Source organism: Streptomyces sp. CA-251387, from assembly GCF_050936625.1.
Lineage (GTDB): Bacteria > Actinomycetota > Actinomycetes > Streptomycetales > Streptomycetaceae > Streptomyces.
On sequence record NZ_JBNJMJ010000001.1, the window covers coordinates 7,240,450 to 7,260,606 of the forward strand.

Annotated in this window: 15 protein-coding genes and 4 pseudogenes; 6 read left to right on the top strand and 13 right to left on the bottom strand. The window is 70.7% G+C overall.

Annotated elements, in window-relative coordinates; translation table 11 throughout:
- Positions 1–38: 38 nt before the first annotated feature.
- The 4 genes and pseudogenes from ACQEV2_RS32385 to ACQEV2_RS32400 form a co-directional block, all read right to left on the bottom strand.
- The gene (locus ACQEV2_RS32385; protein ID WP_433049410.1) at positions 39–2,168 is read right to left on the bottom strand and encodes a 3-hydroxyacyl-CoA dehydrogenase NAD-binding domain-containing protein; all 2,130 of its coding nucleotides are present in this window, start codon (positions 2,166–2,168) and stop codon (positions 39–41) included.
- Positions 2,165–3,385 carry a thiolase family protein gene (locus ACQEV2_RS32390; protein WP_433049413.1) on the bottom strand — a complete coding sequence of 407 codons (1,221 nt, stop codon included), beginning with the start codon at positions 3,383–3,385 and terminating at the stop codon, positions 2,165–2,167. The genes ACQEV2_RS32385 and ACQEV2_RS32390 overlap by 4 nt, the downstream gene beginning before the upstream one ends.
- A 133-nt stretch (positions 3,386–3,518) precedes the next feature.
- Positions 3,519–4,507: pseudogene (locus ACQEV2_RS32395) on the bottom strand (LacI family DNA-binding transcriptional regulator).
- Positions 4,504–6,856: pseudogene (locus tag ACQEV2_RS32400) on the bottom strand (glycoside hydrolase family 2 protein). The pseudogenes ACQEV2_RS32395 and ACQEV2_RS32400 overlap by 4 nt, the downstream one beginning before the upstream one ends.
- Between ACQEV2_RS32400 and ACQEV2_RS32405 the strand changes: the two are divergent.
- A pseudogene (locus tag ACQEV2_RS32405) lies at positions 6,815–6,991 on the top strand (sugar ABC transporter permease); the annotation flags it as partial. The pseudogenes ACQEV2_RS32400 and ACQEV2_RS32405 overlap by 42 nt on opposite strands.
- A pseudogene (locus ACQEV2_RS32410) lies at positions 6,988–7,819 on the top strand (carbohydrate ABC transporter permease). The pseudogenes ACQEV2_RS32405 and ACQEV2_RS32410, both read left to right, overlap by 4 nt.
- Positions 7,820–7,902: 83 nt before the next feature.
- Here the strand turns inward: ACQEV2_RS32410 and ACQEV2_RS32415 are convergent.
- From ACQEV2_RS32415 to ACQEV2_RS32440, 6 genes are all read right to left on the bottom strand, one after another.
- On the bottom strand, positions 7,903–9,183 hold the full coding sequence (locus ACQEV2_RS32415; protein WP_433049416.1) for an HRDC domain-containing protein: 1,281 nt from the start codon (positions 9,181–9,183) through the stop codon (positions 7,903–7,905).
- Between the two features lie 223 nt (positions 9,184–9,406).
- Positions 9,407–9,724, bottom strand: a complete 318-nt coding sequence (locus tag ACQEV2_RS32420) for a hypothetical protein (RefSeq protein ID WP_433049419.1) — start codon at positions 9,722–9,724, stop codon at positions 9,407–9,409.
- Between the two features lie 202 nt (positions 9,725–9,926).
- Positions 9,927–10,364 carry a hypothetical protein gene (locus tag ACQEV2_RS32425; protein WP_433049422.1) on the bottom strand — a complete coding sequence of 146 codons (438 nt, stop codon included), beginning with the start codon at positions 10,362–10,364 and terminating at the stop codon, positions 9,927–9,929.
- A 61-nt stretch (positions 10,365–10,425) separates the two neighbouring features.
- Positions 10,426–10,746 carry a DUF4333 domain-containing protein gene (locus tag ACQEV2_RS32430; RefSeq protein WP_433049424.1) on the bottom strand — a complete coding sequence of 107 codons (321 nt, stop codon included), beginning with the start codon at positions 10,744–10,746 and terminating at the stop codon, positions 10,426–10,428.
- A 318-nt stretch (positions 10,747–11,064) separates the two neighbouring features.
- Positions 11,065–11,727 (bottom strand): response regulator transcription factor, encoded by a 663-nt coding sequence (locus tag ACQEV2_RS32435; RefSeq protein WP_003997051.1) that lies wholly within the window; start codon positions 11,725–11,727, stop codon positions 11,065–11,067.
- 245 nt (positions 11,728–11,972) lie between these two features.
- Positions 11,973–12,650 (bottom strand): DUF3000 domain-containing protein, encoded by a 678-nt coding sequence (locus ACQEV2_RS32440; RefSeq protein ID WP_433049428.1) that lies wholly within the window; start codon positions 12,648–12,650, stop codon positions 11,973–11,975.
- A 111-nt stretch (positions 12,651–12,761) separates the two neighbouring features.
- On the opposite strand from ACQEV2_RS32440, the gene hemE reads away from it, so the two are divergent.
- Positions 12,762–13,838, top strand: a complete 1,077-nt coding sequence (gene hemE / locus ACQEV2_RS32445) for a uroporphyrinogen decarboxylase (protein ID WP_433049431.1) — start codon at positions 12,762–12,764, stop codon at positions 13,836–13,838.
- 7 nt (positions 13,839–13,845) lie between these two features.
- Here the strand turns inward: hemE and ACQEV2_RS32450 are convergent, their stop codons facing one another.
- Positions 13,846–14,670: a rhomboid family intramembrane serine protease gene (locus ACQEV2_RS32450; protein ID WP_433049434.1), complete on the bottom strand. Its 825-nt coding sequence runs from the start codon at positions 14,668–14,670 to the stop codon at positions 13,846–13,848.
- A gap of 92 nt (positions 14,671–14,762) precedes the next feature.
- Here ACQEV2_RS32450 and ACQEV2_RS32455 point away from each other — a divergent pair, with 92 nt between their 5' ends.
- Positions 14,763–15,107 carry a hypothetical protein gene (locus tag ACQEV2_RS32455; RefSeq protein ID WP_433049437.1) on the top strand — a complete coding sequence of 115 codons (345 nt, stop codon included), beginning with the start codon at positions 14,763–14,765 and terminating at the stop codon, positions 15,105–15,107.
- Between the two features lie 101 nt (positions 15,108–15,208).
- On the opposite strand, the gene ACQEV2_RS32460 is transcribed toward ACQEV2_RS32455, so the two are convergent.
- Both ACQEV2_RS32460 and ACQEV2_RS32465 read right to left on the bottom strand, forming a co-directional pair.
- Positions 15,209–16,627: an FAD-dependent oxidoreductase gene (locus tag ACQEV2_RS32460; protein ID WP_433049440.1), complete on the bottom strand. Its 1,419-nt coding sequence runs from the start codon at positions 16,625–16,627 to the stop codon at positions 15,209–15,211.
- A 27-nt stretch (positions 16,628–16,654) separates the two neighbouring features.
- Positions 16,655–17,674 carry a DUF4349 domain-containing protein gene (locus tag ACQEV2_RS32465; RefSeq protein WP_433049443.1) on the bottom strand — a complete coding sequence of 340 codons (1,020 nt, stop codon included), beginning with the start codon at positions 17,672–17,674 and terminating at the stop codon, positions 16,655–16,657.
- 161 nt (positions 17,675–17,835) lie between these two features.
- Here ACQEV2_RS32465 and hemG point away from each other — a divergent pair, with 161 nt between their 5' ends.
- Together hemG and hemQ are read left to right on the top strand one after the other, a co-directional pair.
- On the top strand, positions 17,836–19,410 hold the full coding sequence (gene hemG, locus ACQEV2_RS32470) for a protoporphyrinogen oxidase (protein WP_433049446.1): 1,575 nt from the start codon (positions 17,836–17,838) through the stop codon (positions 19,408–19,410).
- Between the two features lie 5 nt (positions 19,411–19,415).
- The gene (gene hemQ, locus ACQEV2_RS32475) at positions 19,416–20,147 is read left to right on the top strand and encodes a hydrogen peroxide-dependent heme synthase (protein WP_433049449.1); all 732 of its coding nucleotides are present in this window, start codon (positions 19,416–19,418) and stop codon (positions 20,145–20,147) included.
- Positions 20,148–20,157 lie beyond the last annotated feature (10 nt).

Below are 20,157 nucleotides of genomic sequence, written 5' to 3' on the forward strand. Positions count from 1 at the left end.
AGTCGGCGTGCGGGGCACCGGCGTTCACAGCGGAGCGCTTACGCCGGGACGCTCGCCACGCCCGGGGCCAGGAACTTCTTGCCGTTCACGCGCTCGGAGACACCCTCGCGGTCCAGGTACGGCGTGATGCCGCCCAGGTGGAAGGGCCAGCCGGCGCCCGTGATCAGGCAGAGGTCGATGTCCTGGGCCTCGGCGACGACGCCCTCCTCCAGCATCAGGCCGATCTCCTGGGCCACCGCGTCCAGGACGCGGGCGCGGACCTGCTCCTCGGTCAGGACGACATCGCCCTGCTTGAGGAGCGCGGCGACCTCGGGGTCCAGCTCCGGCTTGCCGGAGTCGTAGACGTAGAAGCCGCGCTTGCCCGCCTTGACGACGGCCGCGAGGTTCGGGGAGACCTTGAAGCGGTCCGGGAAGGCCCGGTTCAGCGTCTCGGAGACGTGCAGGCCGATCGCCGGGCCGACCAGCTCCAGCAGGACCAGCGGGGACATCGGCAGGCCCAGGGGCTCCACCGCCTTCTCCGCGACCTCGACCGGCGTGCCCTCGTCGATGACGTTCTGGATCTCGCCCATGAAGCGGGTGAGGATGCGGTTCACGACGAACGCCGGGGCGTCCTTCACCAGAACCGCCGTCTTCTTCAGCTTCTTGGCGACGGCGAAGGCCGTGGCCAGCGAGGCGTCGTCCGTCTTCTCGCCGCGGACGATCTCCAGCAGCGGCAGCACCGCGACCGGGTTGAAGAAGTGGAAGCCGACGACCCGCTCGGGGTTCTTCAGCTTCGACGCCATCTCCGTGACGGAGAGGGAGGAGGTGTTCGTCGCGAAGATCGCGTGCGCCGGGGCGACCGCCTCGACCTCCGCGAACACCTGCTGCTTGACGCCGATCTCCTCGAACACGGCCTCGATGACGAAGTCCGCGTCGGAGAAGCCCTCGGCCTTGTCCAGGACACCGGTGACCAGCGCCTTCAGGCGGTTGGCCTTGTCCTGGTTGATACGGCCCTTGCCGAGCAGCTTGTCGATCTCGGCGTGGACGTAGCCCACACCCTTGTCGACGCGCTCCTGGTCGATGTCGGTCAGCACGACCGGCACCTCCAGGCGGCGCAGGAAGAGCAGAGCCAGCTGCGAGGCCATCAGGCCGGCGCCGACGACGCCCACCTTGGTGACCGGGCGGGCCAGGTTCTTGTCCGGGGCGCCCGCCGGACGCTTGCCGCGCTTCTGCACCAGGTTGAAGGCGTAGATGCCGGCACGCAGTTCGCCACCCATGATCAGGTCGGCGAGCGCCTTGTCCTCGGCGTCGTAACCCTGCTGGAGGTCGCCGTTCTTGGCGGCGGCGATGATGTCGAGGGCGCGGTAGGCGGCCGGAGCGGCCCCGTGCACCTTGCCGTCCGCGATGAAGCGGCCCTTGGCGACGGCCTGGTCCCAGGCCTCACCGCGGTCGATCACCGGACGCTCGACCTCGATGTCGCCCTTGAGGACCTGCGCCGTCCAGATGAGGGACTGCTCCAGGAAGTCCGCGCCCTCGAAGATGGCGTCGGCGATGCCCAGGTCGAAGACCTGCTGGCCCTTGAGCTGCTTGTTCTGGTTGAGGCTGTTCTCGATGATGACCTGGACTGCCTTGTCCGCACCGATCAGGTTCGGCAGGATCGTGCAGCCGCCCCAGCCCGGGACCAGGCCCAGGAACACCTCGGGGAGCGAGAAGGCGGGCAGCGCCTTCGACACGGTCCGGTACTTGCAGTGCAGACCGACCTCGACGCCACCGCCCATCGCGGCGCCGTTGTAGTACGCGAAGGTCGGGACCGCGAGGGCCGACAGGCGCTTGAAGACCTCGTGGCCGCCCTTGCCGATGGCCAGCGCGTCCTTGTGCTCCTTGAGGAGCTCGACGCCCTTGAGGTCGGCGCCGACCGCGAAGATGAACGGCTTGCCGGTGATGCCGACGCCGACGATGTCGCCGGCCGCGGCCTCCGCCTCGACCTGGTCGATGGCGGTGTCGAGGTTCGCCAGCGACTGCGGGCCGAAGGTGGTCGGCTTGGTGTGGTCGAAGCCGTTGTCCAGCGTGATCAGGGCGAAGCGCCCGGCGCCGAACGGCAGGTCGAGGTGGCGTACGTGCGCCTGGGTCACGACCTCGTCCGGGAACAGCTCGGCCGCGCCCTTCAGGAGCTCAGCGGTGGTGCTCACTTGTTGCCTCCGTCGAAGTGCGGGTTCTCCCAGATGACCGTCGCGCCCATGCCGAAGCCCACGCACATGGTGGTCAGGCCGTAGCGGACGTTCGGCTGCTCCTCGAACTGGCGGGCCAGCTGCGTCATCAGACGGACGCCGGAGGAGGCCAGCGGGTGGCCGAAGGCGATCGCGCCGCCGTACTGGTTGACGCGCTCGTCGTCGTCCGCGATGCCGTAGTGGTCGAGGAAGGCCAGGACCTGGACGGCGAAGGCCTCGTTGATCTCGAAGAGGTTGATGTCCTCGATGGACAGGCCCGCCTTGGCGAGGGCCTTCTCCGTGGCCGGGATCGGGCCGTAGCCCATGACCTCCGGCTCGACGCCCGCGAAGGCGTAGGAGACCAGGCGCATCTTCACCGGGAGGTTGTTCTCGCGGGCGAAGTCCTCGGACGCGATGATCGAGGCGGTGGCGCCGTCATTCAGACCGGCCGCGTTACCGGCGGTGACCCGGCCGTGGACACGGAACGGCGTCTTCAGGCCCTGGAGGTTCTCCAGGGTCGTGCCCGGGCGCATCGGCTCGTCGGCGGTGACCAGGCCCCAGCCCGTCTCACCGGCCTCGGGGTTCGTGCGGCGCACGGAGATCGGCACCAGGTCCTGCTGGATCTTGCCGTTGGCGTACGCCTTGGCGGCCTTCTCCTGCGAGCGCACGGCGTACTCGTCGGCGCGCAGCTTGGTGATGTGCGGGTAGCGGTCGTGCAGGTTCTCCGCGGTCATGCCCATGAACAGGGCGGACTCGTCGACCAGCTTCTCGCTGACGAACCGCGGGTTCGGGTCCACGCCCTCGCCCATCGGGTGGCGGCCCATGTGCTCGACACCACCGGCGATGACGGCGTCGTAGGCGCCGAAGGCGATCGAACCGGCGACGGACGTCACGGCGGTCAGGGCGCCGGCGCACATACGGTCGATGGAGTAGCCGGGCACCGACTGCGGCAGACCGGCGAGGATGCCGGCCGTACGGCCGAGGGTCAGGCCCTGGTCACCGATCTGCGTGGTCGCGGCGATGGCGACCTCGTCGATCTTCTTCGGGTCGAGACCGGGGTTGCGGCGCAGCAGCTCCCGGATCGCCTTCACGACGAGGTCGTCGGCACGGGTCTCGTGGTAGATGCCCTTCGGGCCCGCCTTGCCGAACGGGGTGCGGACGCCGTCGACGAAGACGACGTCCCTGACGGTACGAGGCACGATGGCTCTCCTCCAGGGTGCGGGATGGCACTGCTGCGATGCGCTGAGCGCGCGCTCAGGCCCATGCTACTTATGAGTAACGTAGCTGCCCAGTCCTGGAGGGGGGAGCGGCGAAGGTCACACACGAAGAACCTCACCGAGGGGGCGCTGTGGACCCCCGAGGGGTCAGTACCGGAGTGGGCACCGGATGCGACCCGGCTCCATCTCCCGTGATCACCCCGAACAGCGTCCGAGCCACCTCGGCCCCGAACCCGTGCACGTCATGGCTCATCGCCGACAGTGTCGGATGCGTCAGCCGGCACAACTGCGAGTCGTCCCAGGCCAGCAACGACACGTCCGTCGGCACCCGCAGCCCCGTCTCGGCCGCCACCGACAACCCCGCCACCGCCATGATGTCGTTGTCGTAGACGATCGCCGTGTCGCCCTGGCCCCCGCCTCTCCCGAGAAGTCGGTCGCGACCTGCCACGCCCCGGCCAGCGCCAGGGCCCCCGCCGCCTCGTCGAAGGCAGCCGTACGAATGGCTGTATGGCCGAAGCCCGCCGCACCGCCCACCCGGGCGATCCGCCGGTGCCCCAGCGCGGCCAGATACCGCACGGCCTCTGTCACGGCGGTGGCGTCATCGGTCCACACCGACGTCAGCCCGCCGGTCAGCGAGGGGTGCCCGACCGCGACCACCGGCATCCCCAGCCGGTCGACCGCCGGCACCCGAGGGTCGTCCGCGCGGAAGTCGACCAGGATCGACCCGCCGATCTGCCGCCCCCGCCACCACGACTCCTGCAACCCGACCTCCTCCTCCACGCTCCGCACCAGCCGCAGCAGCAGTGAGCAGGAGTGCTCGGCCAGGACGCTCTCCACGCCCGAGACGAACTCCATGTAGAAGGGCTCCAGGCCCAGCAGCCGGGCCGGCCGGCAGATCGCCAGCCCCACCACGTCCACCCGCGACCCGGCCAGCGTCCGCGCCGTGAGGTTCGGCGCCCAGCCCAGCTCCCGCGCGGCCCGGAAGATCCGGTCCCGGGTCGCCTCGGACAGGCCCGGCTTGTGGTTGAAGGCGAGCGACACGGCACCCTTGGACACGCCCGCGCGGGCGGCGACGTCCTTGATGGTGACGCGAGAGGTCGTCATCGGGAGGGCTCCATGCAGTACAGGGGCGGACCTGGCGGTGGCTGCGTCAGGAGTCTCCCAGCCGCGCACACCGATGGTCACCTCTTCGCCGGGCAGCAGCGTGACGAGCCCCCGGTCGGCCTGGAACAGCAGATCCCGTACGAGGGTGCGGGCCGTCACCTGGACGCCCCCCGGCACGAGCGCGACATCGAACTCCGGCCGCGGATACGGGACTTCCCGATCCGGTGCGGGGAAGTGCAGGGCCCGCAGACCGTCCGCGTCCGCCACGAGGAACTCCTTCGGCCCGGCAGGCTCCAGCTCCTTGGGTACGGCGATCACGGCCACGGCCCGCCGATCGGCACCGAACCCCACCCGCGCCTCGCCCACCACCACCCCCTCGACCGACATCAGCCGCAGCCGCACCACCGCCGACCAGGCCTCCGCCGCCTGATTGACGGCGGCCAACTCCAGCCCTCGCTCCCGTACTCGGAGGGTCGGCAACCGGTCCGCATACAACCGCCGCAGCTCGTGGTAGAGCGGCTTCTCCCACCCGTCCCCGTCGATCGCCGCCCACGACGTCACCGGCCAGCAGTCGCTGAGCTGCCACACGACCGTGCCCGCGCACACCGGCCAGTTCGACCGCCAGTGCTCGATCCCGGCCGCGACGGCCCGCGCCTGATTGACCTGCGTCAGATAGTGCCAGCGGTCGAAGTCCCCCTCGGGGAAGGCGAAATGCCGCTCCAGCCCGCGCCTCAGCTTCCCGTTCCCGTCGTCCGCCTTCTGGTGGTGCAGGATGCCGGGGGAGTCCGCCGCGAGCTCCTCACCCGGCAGCGCACGCCGCAGCGTGGCGTACGCGGGCGGCGCCTGCCAGCCGAACTCGGCCACGAACCGCGGGACATCGGCGCGGTACTCGGCGTAGTCCTCGCGGTTCCACACCTCCCAGGAGTGGTGCGTGCCGTGCGCCGGATCGTTCGGATGCCGCTCCCACGACCCGGACCAGGGGCTCCCCGCCGTGTACGGCCGCGTCGGATCCAGTTCGGCCACGACCCGCGGCAGTACTCCCAGGTAGTACCCCTCGCCCCAGGAGTCCACGGCCAGCCGCGGCTCCCAGCCCCAGTCCCTGACCCCCCACAGGTTCTCATTGTTGCCGTTCCACAGCACGAGAGAGGGATGCGGCATCAGCCGTACGACGTTCTCCCGCGCCTCGGCCTCCACCTCCCCGCGCAGCGGCTGCTCCTCGGGGTAGGCCGCGCACGCGAACGGGAAGTCCTGCCAGACCAGCAGCCCCAGCTCGTCGCAGGCGTCGTAGAAGTCCTCGCTCTCGTAGATCCCGCCACCCCAGATCCGTACGAGATCCACGCCCGCGTCGGCCGCCTGCCGCAGCCGCTCCCGGTACCGCTCACGGGTCACCCGGGACGGGAACGCGTCGTCCGGGATCCAGTTGACGCCCCGCGCGAAGAGCCGCTCGCCGTTGACGACGAAGGTGAACCCGGTGCCCTGCGCGTCGGCCCGGCGGTCCAGCTCGACGGTCCGGAAGCCGATCCGCCGACGCCACACGTCCAGCGCGTCCTCGCCGTGCAGCAGCGTCAACTCGACCTCGTACAGGGGTTGTTCGCCGGACCCGCGCGGCCACCACAGCCGCGCGTCCGGCACCTCCAGCCGTACGACCCCACCCGTCCCGTCGATCTCCGCCCGCGCCCGCACCCCGCTCACCGTCGCCTCGACGGTGAGCGGTGCCTCGACCCGCGTCCGCTCGATGTCGACCACCAACTCGACGTGTCCGGTGCCCTGTTCGACGGTCACCAGCGGCCGCACGCGCGCGATCCGGGCCGTCGACCAGTGCTCGAGCCGCACCGGCCGCCAGATCCCGGCCGTCACCAGGGTCGGCCCCCAGTCCCAGCCGAAGGAGCAGGCCATCTTGCGGACGTACTGGTAGGGCTCGGCATAGGCGGCCGGCCGCTCGCCCAGCTTGCCGCGCACGGCTTCGGCCTCGGCATACGCGGAGGCGAAACGCACCGAGAGCCGCCCGCTGAGGCCGGTCGCATCGAAGCGGTACGAGCGGTGCATGTTCCGTACTCGGCCCAGGAGTTGACCGTCGAGCAGGATCTCGGCGACGGTATCGAGCCCGTCGAAGACCAGGTCGGTCTGCTCATGGGCGGATCCGGCGTCCAGGTCGGTCTCGTACGTCCAGTCTCGCCGCCCCACCCACGCCACCTCGGCCTCGTTCCGCCCGAGAAAGGGATCCGGGATCACCCCCGCCGCCAGCAGATCGGTGTGCACACAGCCGGGCACGGTGGCCGGCAGCGCCGCTCCCTCGTGCCGCAGGGTCCATCGGGCGGGGCGACCGGCACCGAGACCTTCGTGATCCAGACCGTGAAGCTGGCCTTCCAGTTCAACAAGACGGGGCTCGCCTCGGCGGCCGCGGTCGTCCTGCTGCTCATCGTCCTGGCTGTGACCTGGGTACAGCGGCGCCTCGTCCCCGACGACAAGGTGGACCTCGCATGACCCGCCGCGCAGTGGCCCGCACCCTGGTGTACCTGTCGCTGACCGCCGCGACCGTGGTGGTCCTGCTCCCGCTGGCAGCGGTCGTCCTGACGTCCCTGAAGTCCGAGAAGGAGATGGCGAGCGACAGCGGGGCGCTGTCCCTCCCCGACGACCTGCTGAACTTCGGCAACTACGCGACGGCGTTCCAGGACGGCCGGATGCTCTCGGCCTTCGCCAACAATGCGATCATCTTGCTCTTCGCCATCGTTGGCACGGTCCTCATCGGCTCGATGACCGCGTACGCCATCGACCGCTTCACCTTCCGCTTCAGGAAGCTGGTCGTGGCGCTCTTCCTGGTCGCGGCCCTGGGTCCCCGGCGTCACGACCCAGGTGGCGACCTTCCAGATCGTCAACAGCTTCGGCATGTTCGACAGCCTCTGGGCACCGATCGCCCTCTACATGGGCACGGACATCGTCTCGATCTACATCTTCCTGCAGTTCGTCCGCTCCATCCCGACCTCACTGGACGAGGCGGCCCGTCTGGACGGCGCCAACGCCTTCACGATCTACCGCAAGATCATCTTTCCCCTGCTGAGACCGGCGATCGCAACAGTGGTGATCGTCAAGGGCATCACGACCTACAACGACTTCTACATCCCGTTCCTCTACCTGCCTTCGGAAGACCTTGGCGTGATCTCGACGTCGTTGTTCCGCTTCAAGGGCCCCTTCGGCGCCCACTGGGAAACGATCTCGGCAGGAGCGGTGCTGGTGATCCTGCCGACCTTGATCGTCTTCCTGCTGCTGCAGCGGTTCATCTACAACGGTTTCATGAAGGGGGCGACCAGGTAAGCGCGCCCCAAAGGGGCGCGGGGAACTGCGCGAGCAACCACATACGGCCTTTGGCCGCCGTACGAGAGAACCTCCTACGGCGGCTAGGCGGACAACGCAGCAACCAAAACCGGCGTGACCTGCTCGACCTGCCAAGCCCGAGCACCGTAGCCAGCCAGCGTCTCCGCAACCGACTCGGCGCTCACCACCTTCGGCGGCTCCCAGCAAACCCGCCGCACCGTATCCGGAGTGATCAGGTTCTCCTGAGGCAGGTTGAGCTGCTCGGCCAGCGCAGAAACCGCGGCCCGGGCCGCAGAGAGCCGAGCCGCCGCAGCCGGGTCCTTGTCGGCCCACGCCCGCGGCGGCGGAGGCCCCGTCACCGGCTGCCCGGGCGCCGGCAACTGCGACTCGGTCAAAGCCTTCGCACGATCCACCGCGGCCTGCCACTGCTCCAGCTGCCGTCGCCCCATCCGATGCCCGAAACCATTCAGCGCGGCGAGGGCGTGCACGTTCCCGGGCAGGGCGAGCGCGGCCTCCACAATGGCCGCGTCACTCAGCACCTTCCCCGGCGACACATCCCGCTTCTGAGCAATACGATCGCGCGTCTGCCACAGCTCCCGCACCACGGCGAGCTGCCGACGCCGCCGCACCTTGTGCATCCCCGACGTCCGCCGCCAGGGATCCTTACGCGGTTCAGCCGGCGGCGCAGCCGCAATCGCGGCGAACTCCTGCTGCGCCCACTCCAGCTTCCCCTGCCGGTCCAGCTCCTTCTCCAGCGCATCGCGCAGATCGACGAGGAGCTCGACGTCCAGCGCCGCATACCGCAGCCACGGCTCGGGCAGCGGACGGGTCGACCAGTCGACGGCGGAGTGCCCCTTCTCCAGGACGAACCCGAGCACGCTCTCGACCATCGCGCCGAGGCCGACTCTGGGGAACCCGGCGAGCCGCCCGGCCAGCTCCGTGTCGAACAGCCGGGTCGGCACCATACCTATCTCGCGGAGGCAGGGCAGATCCTGGGTGGCCGCGTGCAGCACCCACTCCACGCCGGACAGCGCCTCGCCGAGTGCTGACAGGTCGGGGCAGGCCACGGGGTCGATCAGGGCGGAGCCCGCACCCGCGCGGCGCAGCTGCACCAGATAGGCACGCTGGCCGTAACGGTATCCGGACGCGCGTTCGGCATCGACGGCGACGGGGCCCGAGCCCGCGGTGAAGGCGGTGATCACCTCGGCGAGGGTGGCCTCGTCGGCGATCACGGGTGGAATGCCCTCGCGGGGCTCCAGCAAAGGGATCGGCGCCTCCGTAACAGAAGATCCGCCGTCGTCCGGAGGGGCGCCTCCGGTGGTTCGCAGTGAAGTGTCTGCTGCGGTCTCTTGGGCGTCGGTCACATGTCAAGGGTATCTGTACGAGCGAACGCCTGACCTGCGCCTTCCGGACACATTGGCGCTGACCTGCGGAAACACGTCTCGTCGTTTCTCATGGCTTACCGGTGCATCTCGGCCACGGGCGCCCTCGATGTGCCCCTGCAACGCGTGAGGCCCGCCGATGACCTTGCTTTTCGCACCGGCCGGGACCGCCGGGAGCGAGACGGGTGTCCTCAGCCGTGCTTCGCTAGCCCTCCCGGGTGGGGGTGGCCGGGCGCAGGCTGGAGATGAAGGACTGGTAGTCCTCGAGGACGTCCTGGAGCTGGCTCGTCCTCGCCGTCAGCGCGATCTCGATCTCGGCGCGTTCACCGCGCCGCTGCTCGTTCTCCAGCACCAGGACGAACTGGCTCTGCGCGAGCTCCATCGGCTGCCCGTTGACGGTGGCCCGGATGCGCAGGTTCTGCACGATCCCAGGGGCGTCGATGAGGCCCGGCGCCGGCGAGGTGCCCACCTCGGTGCGCTTGACGATGTCGACGGCGCCGACGTTCTCGCGCAGCCGCCGCACCGACTCCTCGGCGAGGCTGTGCAGGCTCGACGAGCCCTCGAGGACGCGGCCGGTGACCGTGATGTTGGGAAACCTCGAAAGGATCTCTCAAGGCGCGGACGCAACGACATCGGCCCTGGACATCACCATGATCCCTGCCGGGAAGCTTCATAGTGCGACCGATTCGTGCGCCTCAGGAGGGCGGCGGGTGGAAGCGGCTGTGCTACGGCGCCTGCGGAGGTCGGGCGGGCGACATGATGCCCCGGATTCCCACCGTCATGGCCCGTCCCCGCATGAGAGTGTCGAACCAGCCGTCGCGGTAGACCCGCAGATCCGGAACCTCCACGCCCAGGTTCAGGGCCCAGACGGAGTGGACGATGACCTGCGTCGTCTCCGTGTCGATGTCGCTGTTGTAATAGCGGTACTCGAACGCGCGGAAGCCGAATCCGCGGTAGGTGCCGCTGACGACGTTGTCCCCGGTGACGCCGCTGGCCTTGACCGGGAGCGGCTCGGCCCCCTGGTACGCGTCGACGAGGCTCGCCACCCCCTCCTCGTAGGTCCACCCGCGGCTCTCGGCGAACGACCGCAGCCGCGCGTACGCCTCTTCGGACCTACGCTTCTTGCGGGCTTTGCCCCGGTGGTCCCACACGACGAGAGCCACGACGCCACCACACGCCAGCAGGAACAGGACCGCCGGTCCAACGGGCGCGGCCGGGTCCGGCTCAGGAGGGGGTCTCGTCGACCTTGATGTCGTAGCGGATCGTGCTGCCTTCGACGGAGTTGACCTTGACGGTCACACCGAAGCCGGTGCCGTCGGTCGCGGTGAGCCTGCAACGCAGCGAGGTGCCGACCTTGCCTGCGAGGTCCTCGGGGCAGGTGACGTCCGGCTTCGGCTGACCCGTCTGCGCGGCGAGCTTCTCGGCCACCGAGTTCGCCACCTCGTCCTTGGACAGCTTGGCCTCCGAGGAGCAGCCCACCAGCAGCGCGGCGGCGGCCGCGGCGGCGACGCTCCAGGAGGCCAAGGCTGCGGAGGACTTGGGCATGACGGGCTCCGTTCGGGGCGAGAGGATCACGAGGGCCGAAAGGTGACACTCGTCGGTGCGCATGTCTATCAGCCCGGACGGCCCGCCTGACTGATCTTCACGTCCTCCCGCTCCTGCCCGCGAGTGATCTTCACGTGTATGGACAGCGCCCGCCGACGGAACGTTCCGTCGACGGGCGCCTGGGGTCGTAAACCAGTCGGCCAAGGGGGGATCCGGTCCACGACAGGTGAGGGACGGGCGGGGATCAGCGGCCGATCCCGTTCACGTCAGTGAATGATCAAGGGTTCAATGAGCGGCTCAGGGGGCTTCGAAGGGGTGTCAGTGGATGATGCCGGTCCGCAGGGCTACGGCGACCATGCCGGCGCGGTCGCCGGTGCCCAGCTTGCGGGCGATGCGGGCGAGGTGGCTCTTGACGGTCAGCGCGGACAGGCCCATCGAGACGCCGATCGCCTTGTTCGACTGGCCCTCCGCCACCAGCCGCAGCACCTCGACCTCACGACCGGAGAGCTCGCGGTAGCCGCCCGGGTGGCTCGGAGCACCCGGGTGGCGACGGTGCATACGGGCGGCGGCAGCGCCGATGGGAGCGGCACCAGGCCGGGTGGGGAGCCCGACGTTGGTGCGGGTGCCGGTGACGACGTAGCCCTTCACACCGCCGGCGAGGGCGTTGCGTACGGCGCCGATGTCGTCGGCGGCGGAGAGGGCGAGGCCGTTGGGCCAGCCCGCGGCGCGGGTCTCCGACAGGAGGGTGAGGCCGGAGCCGTCGGGCAGGTGGACGTCGGCGACACAGATGTCGCGGGGATTGCCGATGCGGGGGCGGGCCTCCGCGATGGACGAGGCCTCGATGACATCGCGCACACCGAGCGCCCATAGGTGGCGGGTGACGGTGGAGCGGACGCGGGGATCGGCCACGACCACCATGGCGGTCGGCTTGTTCGGGCGGTAGGCGACCAGGCTTGCGGGCTGCTCGAGGAGAACGGACACCAGGCCTCCTGGGTGGCGGGGACGGCTTTCAAGGTCACAGTCGTCTTCGGCACCAAACCCGTGGCCCTTTAGGGAAAGATCACGATTTAGTGAGTAACAATCGGGGCAATTCGGACACACGGTCGATCGTTCAGTGAGCAAATCGGTTCGATCGACGGCTGTTCCTGACCGAAAGTGGCCGTATCGACAAAGTGACGGTCAAGTCGATGGCGATCGGCCGGCAAGCCAGTCAACCAGCCGGCCGGTCAGCGGGACTGCGGATCACGGCGCTGCGGCAGCGTCACCACCGACGCGTCGCCCGGGCCCGCCGGGGGCAGGCCCGCGACCTGGGCCAGCAGGTCGCACCAGGACGCCAGGTGGGCCGCGGTGTCCGGAACGCCGCCCAGGCCCTCACGGGGCGTCCACGAGGCGCGGATCTCGATCTGCGAGGCCGCCGGGCGCTCGGCCAGGCCGCCGAAGTAGTGCGAGCTCGCGCGCGTGACGGTGCCGCTCGGTTCGCCGTACGACAGTCCGCGCGCCTGGAGCGCACCGGTCAGCCAGGACCAGCACACGTCGGGCAGCAGCGGATCGGCGGCCATCTCCGGCTCCAGCTCCGCGCGCACCAGCGTCACCAGCCGGAAGGTACCCCGCCAGGCGTCGTGCCCCTCCGGGTCGTGCAGCAGCACGAGGCGGCCGTCGGCCAGGTCCTGGTCGCCTTCGACGACAGCGGCCTCCAGCGCGTACGCGTACGGGGCGAGGCGCTGGGGCGCCTTGGTCTGCTCGACCTCGATCTGCGGCCGCAGGCGGCTGTTGCGCAGGGCCTCGACCGCGGCGCGGAAGGCCGGGGGAGCCGTACTGCGCGAATGCCGGTCCGCCTCCCCGGTGTCCTTCGCTTCATCCATGCCGCCAGTACCGTCCGACAGTCTTCCCTGAGCCGCAGCCATGCCGGAAGGTTAAGGGGAACCGGGGCTTCGTGCTGGGCTAGACACCCCGTGCCCGGTGTCGGGGTGGCCGTCACTGATTTTCGCCGACCGGCGTCGTGCGAGACTTGCCCCGTGAGTGCCAACGAGAGCCCTGCGACCCAGCAGCCCGCGCCGCCGACCGCCGCCTACGACTCCGCCTTCCTCAAGGCGTGCAGGCGCGAACCCGTGCCGCACACGCCGGTGTGGTTCATGCGGCAGGCCGGGCGCTCCCTGCCGGAGTACCGCAAGGTGCGCGAGGGCATCCCGATGCTCGAGTCCTGCATGCGGCCCGAGCTGGTCACCGAGATCACCCTGCAGCCCGTGCGCCGGCACGACGTGGACGCGGCGATCTTCTTCAGCGACATCGTCGTCCCGCTCAAGGCCATCGGCATCGACCTCGACATCAAGCCGGGCGTCGGCCCGGTCGTCGAGCAGCCCATCCGCACCCGCGCCGACCTGGACCGGCTGCGCCACCTGACCCCCGATGACGTCTCCTACGTCACCGAGGCCATCGGCCTGCTCACCCGCGAGCTCGGCTCGACCCCGCTCATCGGTTTCGCCGGCGCGCCTTTCACCCTCGCGAGCTACCTCGTCGAGGGCGGCCCGTCCCGCACGTACGAGAACGCCAAGGCGATGATGTACGGCGACCCCGAGCTGTGGGCCGACCTGCTCGACCGCCTCGCGGACATCACGGCCGCCTTCCTCAAGGTGCAGATCGAGGCCGGCGCCTCCGCGATCCAGCTCTTCGACTCCTGGGTCGGCTCCCTCGCGCCCGCCGACTACCGGCGCTCGGTGATGCCCGCCTCCGCGAAGGTCTTCGACGCCGTCGCCGGGTACGGCGTCCCGCGCATCCACTTCGGCGTCGGTACCGGTGAGCTGCTGAAGCTCATGGGCGAGGCCGGCGCGGACGTCGTCGGCGTCGACTGGCGCGTCCCGCTCGACGAGGCCGCCCGCCGGGTCGGCCCCGGCAAGGCACTCCAGGGCAATCTCGACCCGACCGTCCTGTTCTCCACGCCGGAGGCGATCGAGGCCAAGACCCGCGAGGTCCTCGACGCCGCGGCGGGCCTGGAGGGCCACGTCTTCAACCTCGGCCACGGCGTCATGCCGTCCACCGACCCGGACGCGCTGACCCGGCTCGTGGAGTACGTCCACACGCGGACCGCCCGCTAGGCGGCGCTCACCATGTGTGCCGGGGCCGGGCGCGCCTGCCGAACAGCAGGCCGCGTGGCTCCGGCGGTGGAGGTGTGCCCGGCTTGAGCGGCCAGGCGAGCGCCATGCCGGCCAGGAAGCCGACGATGTGCGCCGCGTACGCCACGGTGCCCGCGGCGGAGACGCCCTCGCCGGACGAGTACACCGCCTGCAGCCCGAACCAGAAGCCGAGGACCAGCCAGGCCGGCAGCCGCAGCGGCAGGAAGATCAGGAACGGGACGAGGACCCAGACGCGGGCCCTCGGATACAGCACGAGATAAGCGCCGAGGACGCCCGCGATCGCCCCGGACGCGCCGATCAGCGGGTCGGCCGAGTCGTCGTTGAGGAGCGCGAAGCCGTACGACGCCGCGTAGCCGCAGACGACGTAGAAGAGCACGTACCGCACATGGCCCATGCGGTCCTCGATGTTGTTGCCGAAGATCAGCAGGAACAGCATGTTGCCGAGCAGGTGCAGCCAGCTGCCGTGCAGGAACATCGCGGTGAAGACGGACAGCACCGGGGACTTGTCGTAGTCCGGCGGGCCGATCGCACAGCCGGGGCCCTGCGGGCCGAGCGCGACGTCGCCCGTGGGGACCACCCTCGGCAACTGATCGTGGATCAACTCCCGTGGCACGGCCGCGTAGTGGTCCAGGAACGCGTGCAGATGGCACAGCTGGGCCAGGCTGCTCTCACCGGCCACGGAGCCGGCTATGCCGGGCGTGGACAGGAAGACGAAGACGTTCGCGGCGATCAGCGCGTAGGTCACCCAGGGGGTGCGGCGGACCGGGTTCACGTCATGGACAGGGATGACCACGAGAGGTATCTGCCCGGGATCCGTCCGGCGAATCGGTGAACGTGGCCGTCGCCGCGTGCGTATGTCTCGGAAACCGACGTGAGGGACAGGCGATGAACGACCGAGTTACTCCTCCGATCCATGCTCTGCCCGACGGTGAGGCGGAGATCTCCCTGGTGGTGCGGCTTCCATGGGAAGACGTCGCCCGGCTCGGCCAGGAGGCCGGGCGGCTTGCTTCGCAGATGCAGCGGCCGGTGACGTTGGACGAGGCCGTCAGCCACCGGTTGCGGTCCGTTCGGCCGTCTGCTGCGCATGCGAAGCCGGCGGGGGAGCAGCCTGCTGCGGCCGCGATGCCGCCGAGTGTGAGCGCGTCCGTGTCGTCGTTGCCTTCCCGGCCGCCGGCTGAGCAGGCTCGGCAGGCCATTGAGCGGATCAACGGGACGGCCGGGACCGCTTAGCCCCGATCGCCGTAGGGGTGCGGGTGGTTCGGCGGCTGCGGGCTCGTTGTGGCTGGTCGCGCCCAAGCGGCGGAGCCGCATATCGACACAGCCCCGCGCCCCTAGGTGGGCTGTTGTACCGCCTTCGATGCCTTACGGGCCGCTACCAGGACCGGATCCCATACCGGTGAGAACGGAGGCGCGTATCCCAGGTCCAGGGACACCATCTGCTCCACCGTCATCCCTGCGGTCAGTGCCACCGCCGCGATGTCCACCCGCTTCCCCGCGCCCTCCCTGCCCACGATCTGGACGCCCAGGAGCCGCCCGGTGCGGCGCTCGGCGAGCATCTTGACCGTCATGAGGGAGGAGTTCGGGTAGTAACCCGCGCGGCTTGTGGACTCGATCATCGCCGTGACGTACTGCAGGCCCGCCCTGCGTGCGTCCTTCTCGCGCAGGCCCGTGCGGGCGATCTCCAGGTCGCAGACCTTGCTGACGGCCGTGCCGACCACGCCGGGGAACGTGGCGTAGCCGCCGGCGGCGTTCGTGCCGATGACCTGGCCGTGTTTGTTGGCGTGGGTGCCGAGGGCGATGTGGCGTTCCTGGCCGGATACCAGGTCGAGGACCTCCACGCAGTCGCCGCCCGCCCAGATGTTCTCGTGGCCGCGCACGCGCATGGCCAGGTCGGTCAGCAGGCCGCCGTGATCGCCGAGGGGGAGGCCGGCCGCCCGGGCGAGCCTGGTTTCCGGGCGGACGCCGATGCCCAGGACGACCACGTCCGCGGGGTACTCGGCGTCCTCCGTGGCCACCGCCCGGACCCGGCCGTCCTCGCCGGTGAGGATCTTGGTGACCTCGGCGTCGTTGACCATGGTGATGCCGAGGCCCTCCATGGCCTGGTGCACCAGGCGGCCCATGTCCGGGTCGAGCGTGGACATGGGCTCGCTACCGCGGTTGACGACGGTCACCTCGTAGCCGCGGTTGATGAGGGCCTCGGCCATCTCGACGCCGATGTAGCCGGCGCCGACCACCACCGCGCGGCGGCCACGCGTGCGTGTCAGCGTGTCGATGAGGGCCTGGCCGTCGTCGAGGGTCTGCACCCCGTGGACGCCGGGGGCGTCGGCGCCCGGCATGTCGGGGCGGATCGGGCGGGCACCGGTCGCGATCACGAGTTTGTCGTACGACGTCCAGGACTCGGCGCCGGAATCGACGTCACGCGCGCGTACCCGGCCGCCGGCCACGTCGATCTCCGTGACCTCCGTCCGCACGCGCAGGTCGATGTCGCGCGCGCGGTGCTCCTCAGGCGTACGCGCGATCAGCTGGTCGCGGTCGGGGACCTCGCCGCCCACCCAGTACGGGATGCCGCAGGCCGAGAAGGACGTGAAGTGGCCGCGCTCGAAGGCCACGATCTCCAGTTCCCCGGCGCTCTTCAACCGCCGTGCCTGCGACGCCGCGGACATCCCCGCGGCGTCGCCGCCGATCACGACCAGCCGCTCTCGCTCACCCGGCACACCCCTCGCAACACCCCGCGCATCGCTCATGCTCATGCGAACACGCTACGGGCGCCGGGCATTTCAGTCCCGCTCGCCGCCCTGTTCGCCGCCGCGCTCGTCGCCCGCGCGCGTGGGCCCCGGTGCCGGGTAGGCCGTCGGCAGCGGGCCCAGGGCCGTCGTCGTGGGCGCCGTGGCCGGGCGGCGCGGCAGCCGGGGCCGCAGGACCTTCAGCCACAGCAGGACGATCAGCGCCGCCACGGCGGCGAAGGGCAGCACGGCGCCGAACGCCACCGCGAGCCAGCGCAGCATCGTCACGAACGCGTTCCAGCCGCCCGCGAGCGCGTCCAGGAAGCCGGGGTCGGCGTCCTTCGCGGCCTTCTTCACCGGCGTCTCGGACAGGGACAGGGTGATGGTCGCCAGGCTGGTGCGGTCCTTCAGGGACGCCTGCTGGGCGAGCAGCGCCTCCAGGTCCGCCTGCCGGCTGCTCAGCTCGCCCTCCAGCGTCACCACGTCGCTCAGCTTCGTCGCCTGGTCCATCAGCTCACGGATCCGGGCCACGCTGGCGCGCTGCGACTTGATGCGGCTCTCCACGTCGACGACCTGGTCGGTGACGTCCTGCGCCTTGGCGCTGCGCTCGATCAGCTTGCCCGCGCCCTCCAGTTCCGCGAGGACGTCGGCGTACCGGTCGACGGGCACGCGCAGGACGACACGGGTGTGCTCGCGGCCCTCCTCGTCCCGGGTCGTGGTCTCGTTGCCGACGTAGCCACCCGCGTTCTCGGTGGTGGTGCGGGTCTCGGCCAAGGCCTTGGGTACGTCCTTGACCTGCACGGTCAGCGAGGCCGTACGGATGATGCGGCTCGCGGTGACCTTGGGCGGCGCGGTGGCCTTGTCGGCGCCGGAGCCGTAGCCGGAGCCCGGGGCGCCCTCCTTCGCGTCCGCCTGGGACTCCGGCTGAGCGGCCTCTCCCGCGGCGGCCTTGCTGTCGCCCGCCCCGGAGTCGTCCGAGGCGCTGCAGCCGGTGAGCGCGAGGGCCGTGGCCAGCAGGAGACCGGCCAGGGCCTGAACCGGTCGTACGGATCGTGTGGAGCGTCGTGCGCGCATGTGGGCGTACCCCCGAGGGTCGTCGTGACGACTGACGCTTCTTCGACGCCTGAAGGGGGCGGGACGTTGGCGGGGAACGGTCCCGATGCGGTCACGGTCGGGACTCGTGAAGGACACCGGGGCGGGGCGGGACTGTCAGTGGGGTCTGAGAGGCTGTGGACATGCGCGAAGTGGAGACTCGTACGGGTACGGGCCGGGTCGTCGTCATCGGAGGCGGAATCGCCGGGCTCGCCGCGGCCCACCGGCTGCTGGACGCCGGCCGGCAGGTGACCGTCCTGGAGGCCTCGGACCGGGTCGGCGGCAAGCTGCTGCCCGGCGAGATCGCGGGCGTGCGCGTGGACCTCGGCGCCGAGTCGATGCTGGCGCGCCGCCCCGAGGCCGTCGCCCTCGCGCGCGAGGTGGGCCTCGCCGACCGGCTCCAGCCGCCCGCCACCGCGACGGCCTCGATCTGGACCCGTGGCGCCCTGCGCCCCATGCCCAAGGGGCATGTCATGGGCGTCCCCGGCACCGCGTCCGCGCTCTCCGGCGTCCTGTCCGACGAGGGCCTGGCCCGCATCGAGCGCGACGCCGACCTGCCCCGCACGGAGGTGGGGGACGACGTGGCGGTCGGGGAGTACGTGGCGGCACGCCTCGGCCGGGAGGTCGTCGACCGGCTCGTCGAGCCCCTCCTCGGTGGCGTCTATGCGGGCGACGCGTACCGCATCTCGATGCGGTCGGCGGTCCCGCAGCTCTTCCAGGCCGCGCAGACCCATGCCTCGATCACCGAGGCCGTCCGCGAGATCCAGGCCAGGGCGGCGGCCAACCAGCAGACCGGGCCGGTGTTCATGGGCATCGAGGGCGGGATCGGCCGACTCCCGCTCGCCGTCGCGGAGTCGGTGCGCGCGCGGGGCGGCGAGATCGTGACCGGGGCGCCGGTGACCGAGCTGCGCAGGGTGGGGGTGCCGGAGCCGAGCGGCGTCGACGGGCCGCGTGCCTTCGGCGGTGGCGGGTCGGTCGCCGGCGAGGGCCGTCCCGCGCGCGCGGGCGAAGCGGACGGCTCCGCGGCGCAGCCGCACACGGCATGGCGCGTCGTCGCCGGCGATCGCGTGCTCCACGCGGACGCGGTGATCGTCGCTCTGCCCGCCCCGGCCGCGGCCGCCCTCCTGCGCGCCGAGGCCCCCGAAGCCGCCGCCGACCTGGACGGCATCGAGTACGCCTCCATGGCTCTGATCACCCTCGCCTTCCGCCGCGCCGACACCGGCCTGCCCGCCGGCAGCGGCTTCCTCGTGCCGCCGGTCGACGGACGCACCATCAAGGCGTCGACGTTCGCCTCCGAGAAGTGGGGCTGGATCGCCGACGAGAACCCGGACGTGGTCGTCCTGCGTACATCCGTCGGGCGGTACGGCGAGACGGAGATCCTTCAGCGCGACGACGCCCACCTCGTCGACGTCTCCCGCCGCGACCTCGAGGCGGCGACCGGCCTCGACGCCACCCCCCTGGAGACCCGCGTCACCCGCTGGACCGACGGCCTGCCCCAGTACCCGGTCGGCCACCACGCACGTGTGGCCCGCATCCGCGAGCACATCGCCAAGCTGCCGGGCCTCGCGGTGTGCGGCGCGCAGTACGACGGTGTGGGCATCCCGGCGTGCATCGCGAGCGCGTACGCCGCCGTGGACCAGCTGGGCGGAGACCTGAGCGGTGTGGAGGAGCTCACCGCCAACCCGGTGCAGAGTCTGCACGGAGGAGCGGGAGAATAGGGGACATGAGTGACGACGCCTCCACCACCGAGTCCGGCAGGATCCCGAACAAGGGCAAGCTGGCCAAGGACCTCAACGAGGTCATCCGCTACACCCTCTGGTCCGTCTTCAAGCTGAAGGACGTGCTCCCCGAGGACCGCGCGGGCTACGCCGACGAGGTCCAGGAGCTGTTCGACCAGCTCGCCGCCAAGGACGTGACGGTCCGCGGCACGTACGACGTGTCCGGCCTGCGCGCCGACGCCGATCTCATGATCTGGTGGCACGCCGAGACCAGCGACCAGCTGCAGGAGGCGTACAACCTCTTCCGCCGCACCAAGCTGGGCCGTGCGCTCACGCCGGTCTGGTCGAACATGGCGCTGCACCGCCCCGCCGAGTTCAACCGCTCGCACATCCCGGCGTTCCTCGCCGACGAGACGCCGCGCAACTACGTCAGCGTCTACCCCTTCGTGCGCTCCTACGACTGGTACCTGCTGCCCGACGAGGACCGCCGCCGCATGCTCGCCGACCACGGCAAGATGGCCCGCGGCTACCCCGACGTGCGCGCCAACACGGTCGCCTCGTTCTCGCTGGGCGACTACGAGTGGCTGCTGGCCTTCGAGGCCGACGAGCTCTACCGCATCGTCGACCTCATGCGCCACCTGCGGGCTTCCGAGGCCCGGATGCACGTCCGCGAAGAGGTGCCGTTCTTCACCGGGCGTCGCAAGTCCGTGGCCGAGCTGGTCGCCGGGCTCGCCTAGGTCTGGTCGT

Coding starts and splice junctions, on each gene's coding strand:
- ACQEV2_RS32430 (WP_433049424.1), bottom strand. CDS start 10,746: ATGCCCAAGTCCTCCGCAGCCTTGGCCTCCTGGAGCGTCGCCGCCGCG.
- ACQEV2_RS32440 (WP_433049428.1), bottom strand. CDS start 12,650: ATGGCTGCGGCTCAGGGAAGACTGTCGGACGGTACTGGCGGCATGGAT.
- ACQEV2_RS32455 (WP_433049437.1), top strand. CDS start 14,763: ATGAACGACCGAGTTACTCCTCCGATCCATGCTCTGCCCGACGGTGAG.
- ACQEV2_RS32460 (WP_433049440.1), bottom strand. CDS start 16,627: ATGAGCATGAGCGATGCGCGGGGTGTTGCGAGGGGTGTGCCGGGTGAG.
- ACQEV2_RS32465 (WP_433049443.1), bottom strand. CDS start 17,674: ATGCGCGCACGACGCTCCACACGATCCGTACGACCGGTTCAGGCCCTG.
- hemG (WP_433049446.1), top strand. CDS start 17,836: ATGCGCGAAGTGGAGACTCGTACGGGTACGGGCCGGGTCGTCGTCATC.
- hemQ (WP_433049449.1), top strand. CDS start 19,416: ATGAGTGACGACGCCTCCACCACCGAGTCCGGCAGGATCCCGAACAAG.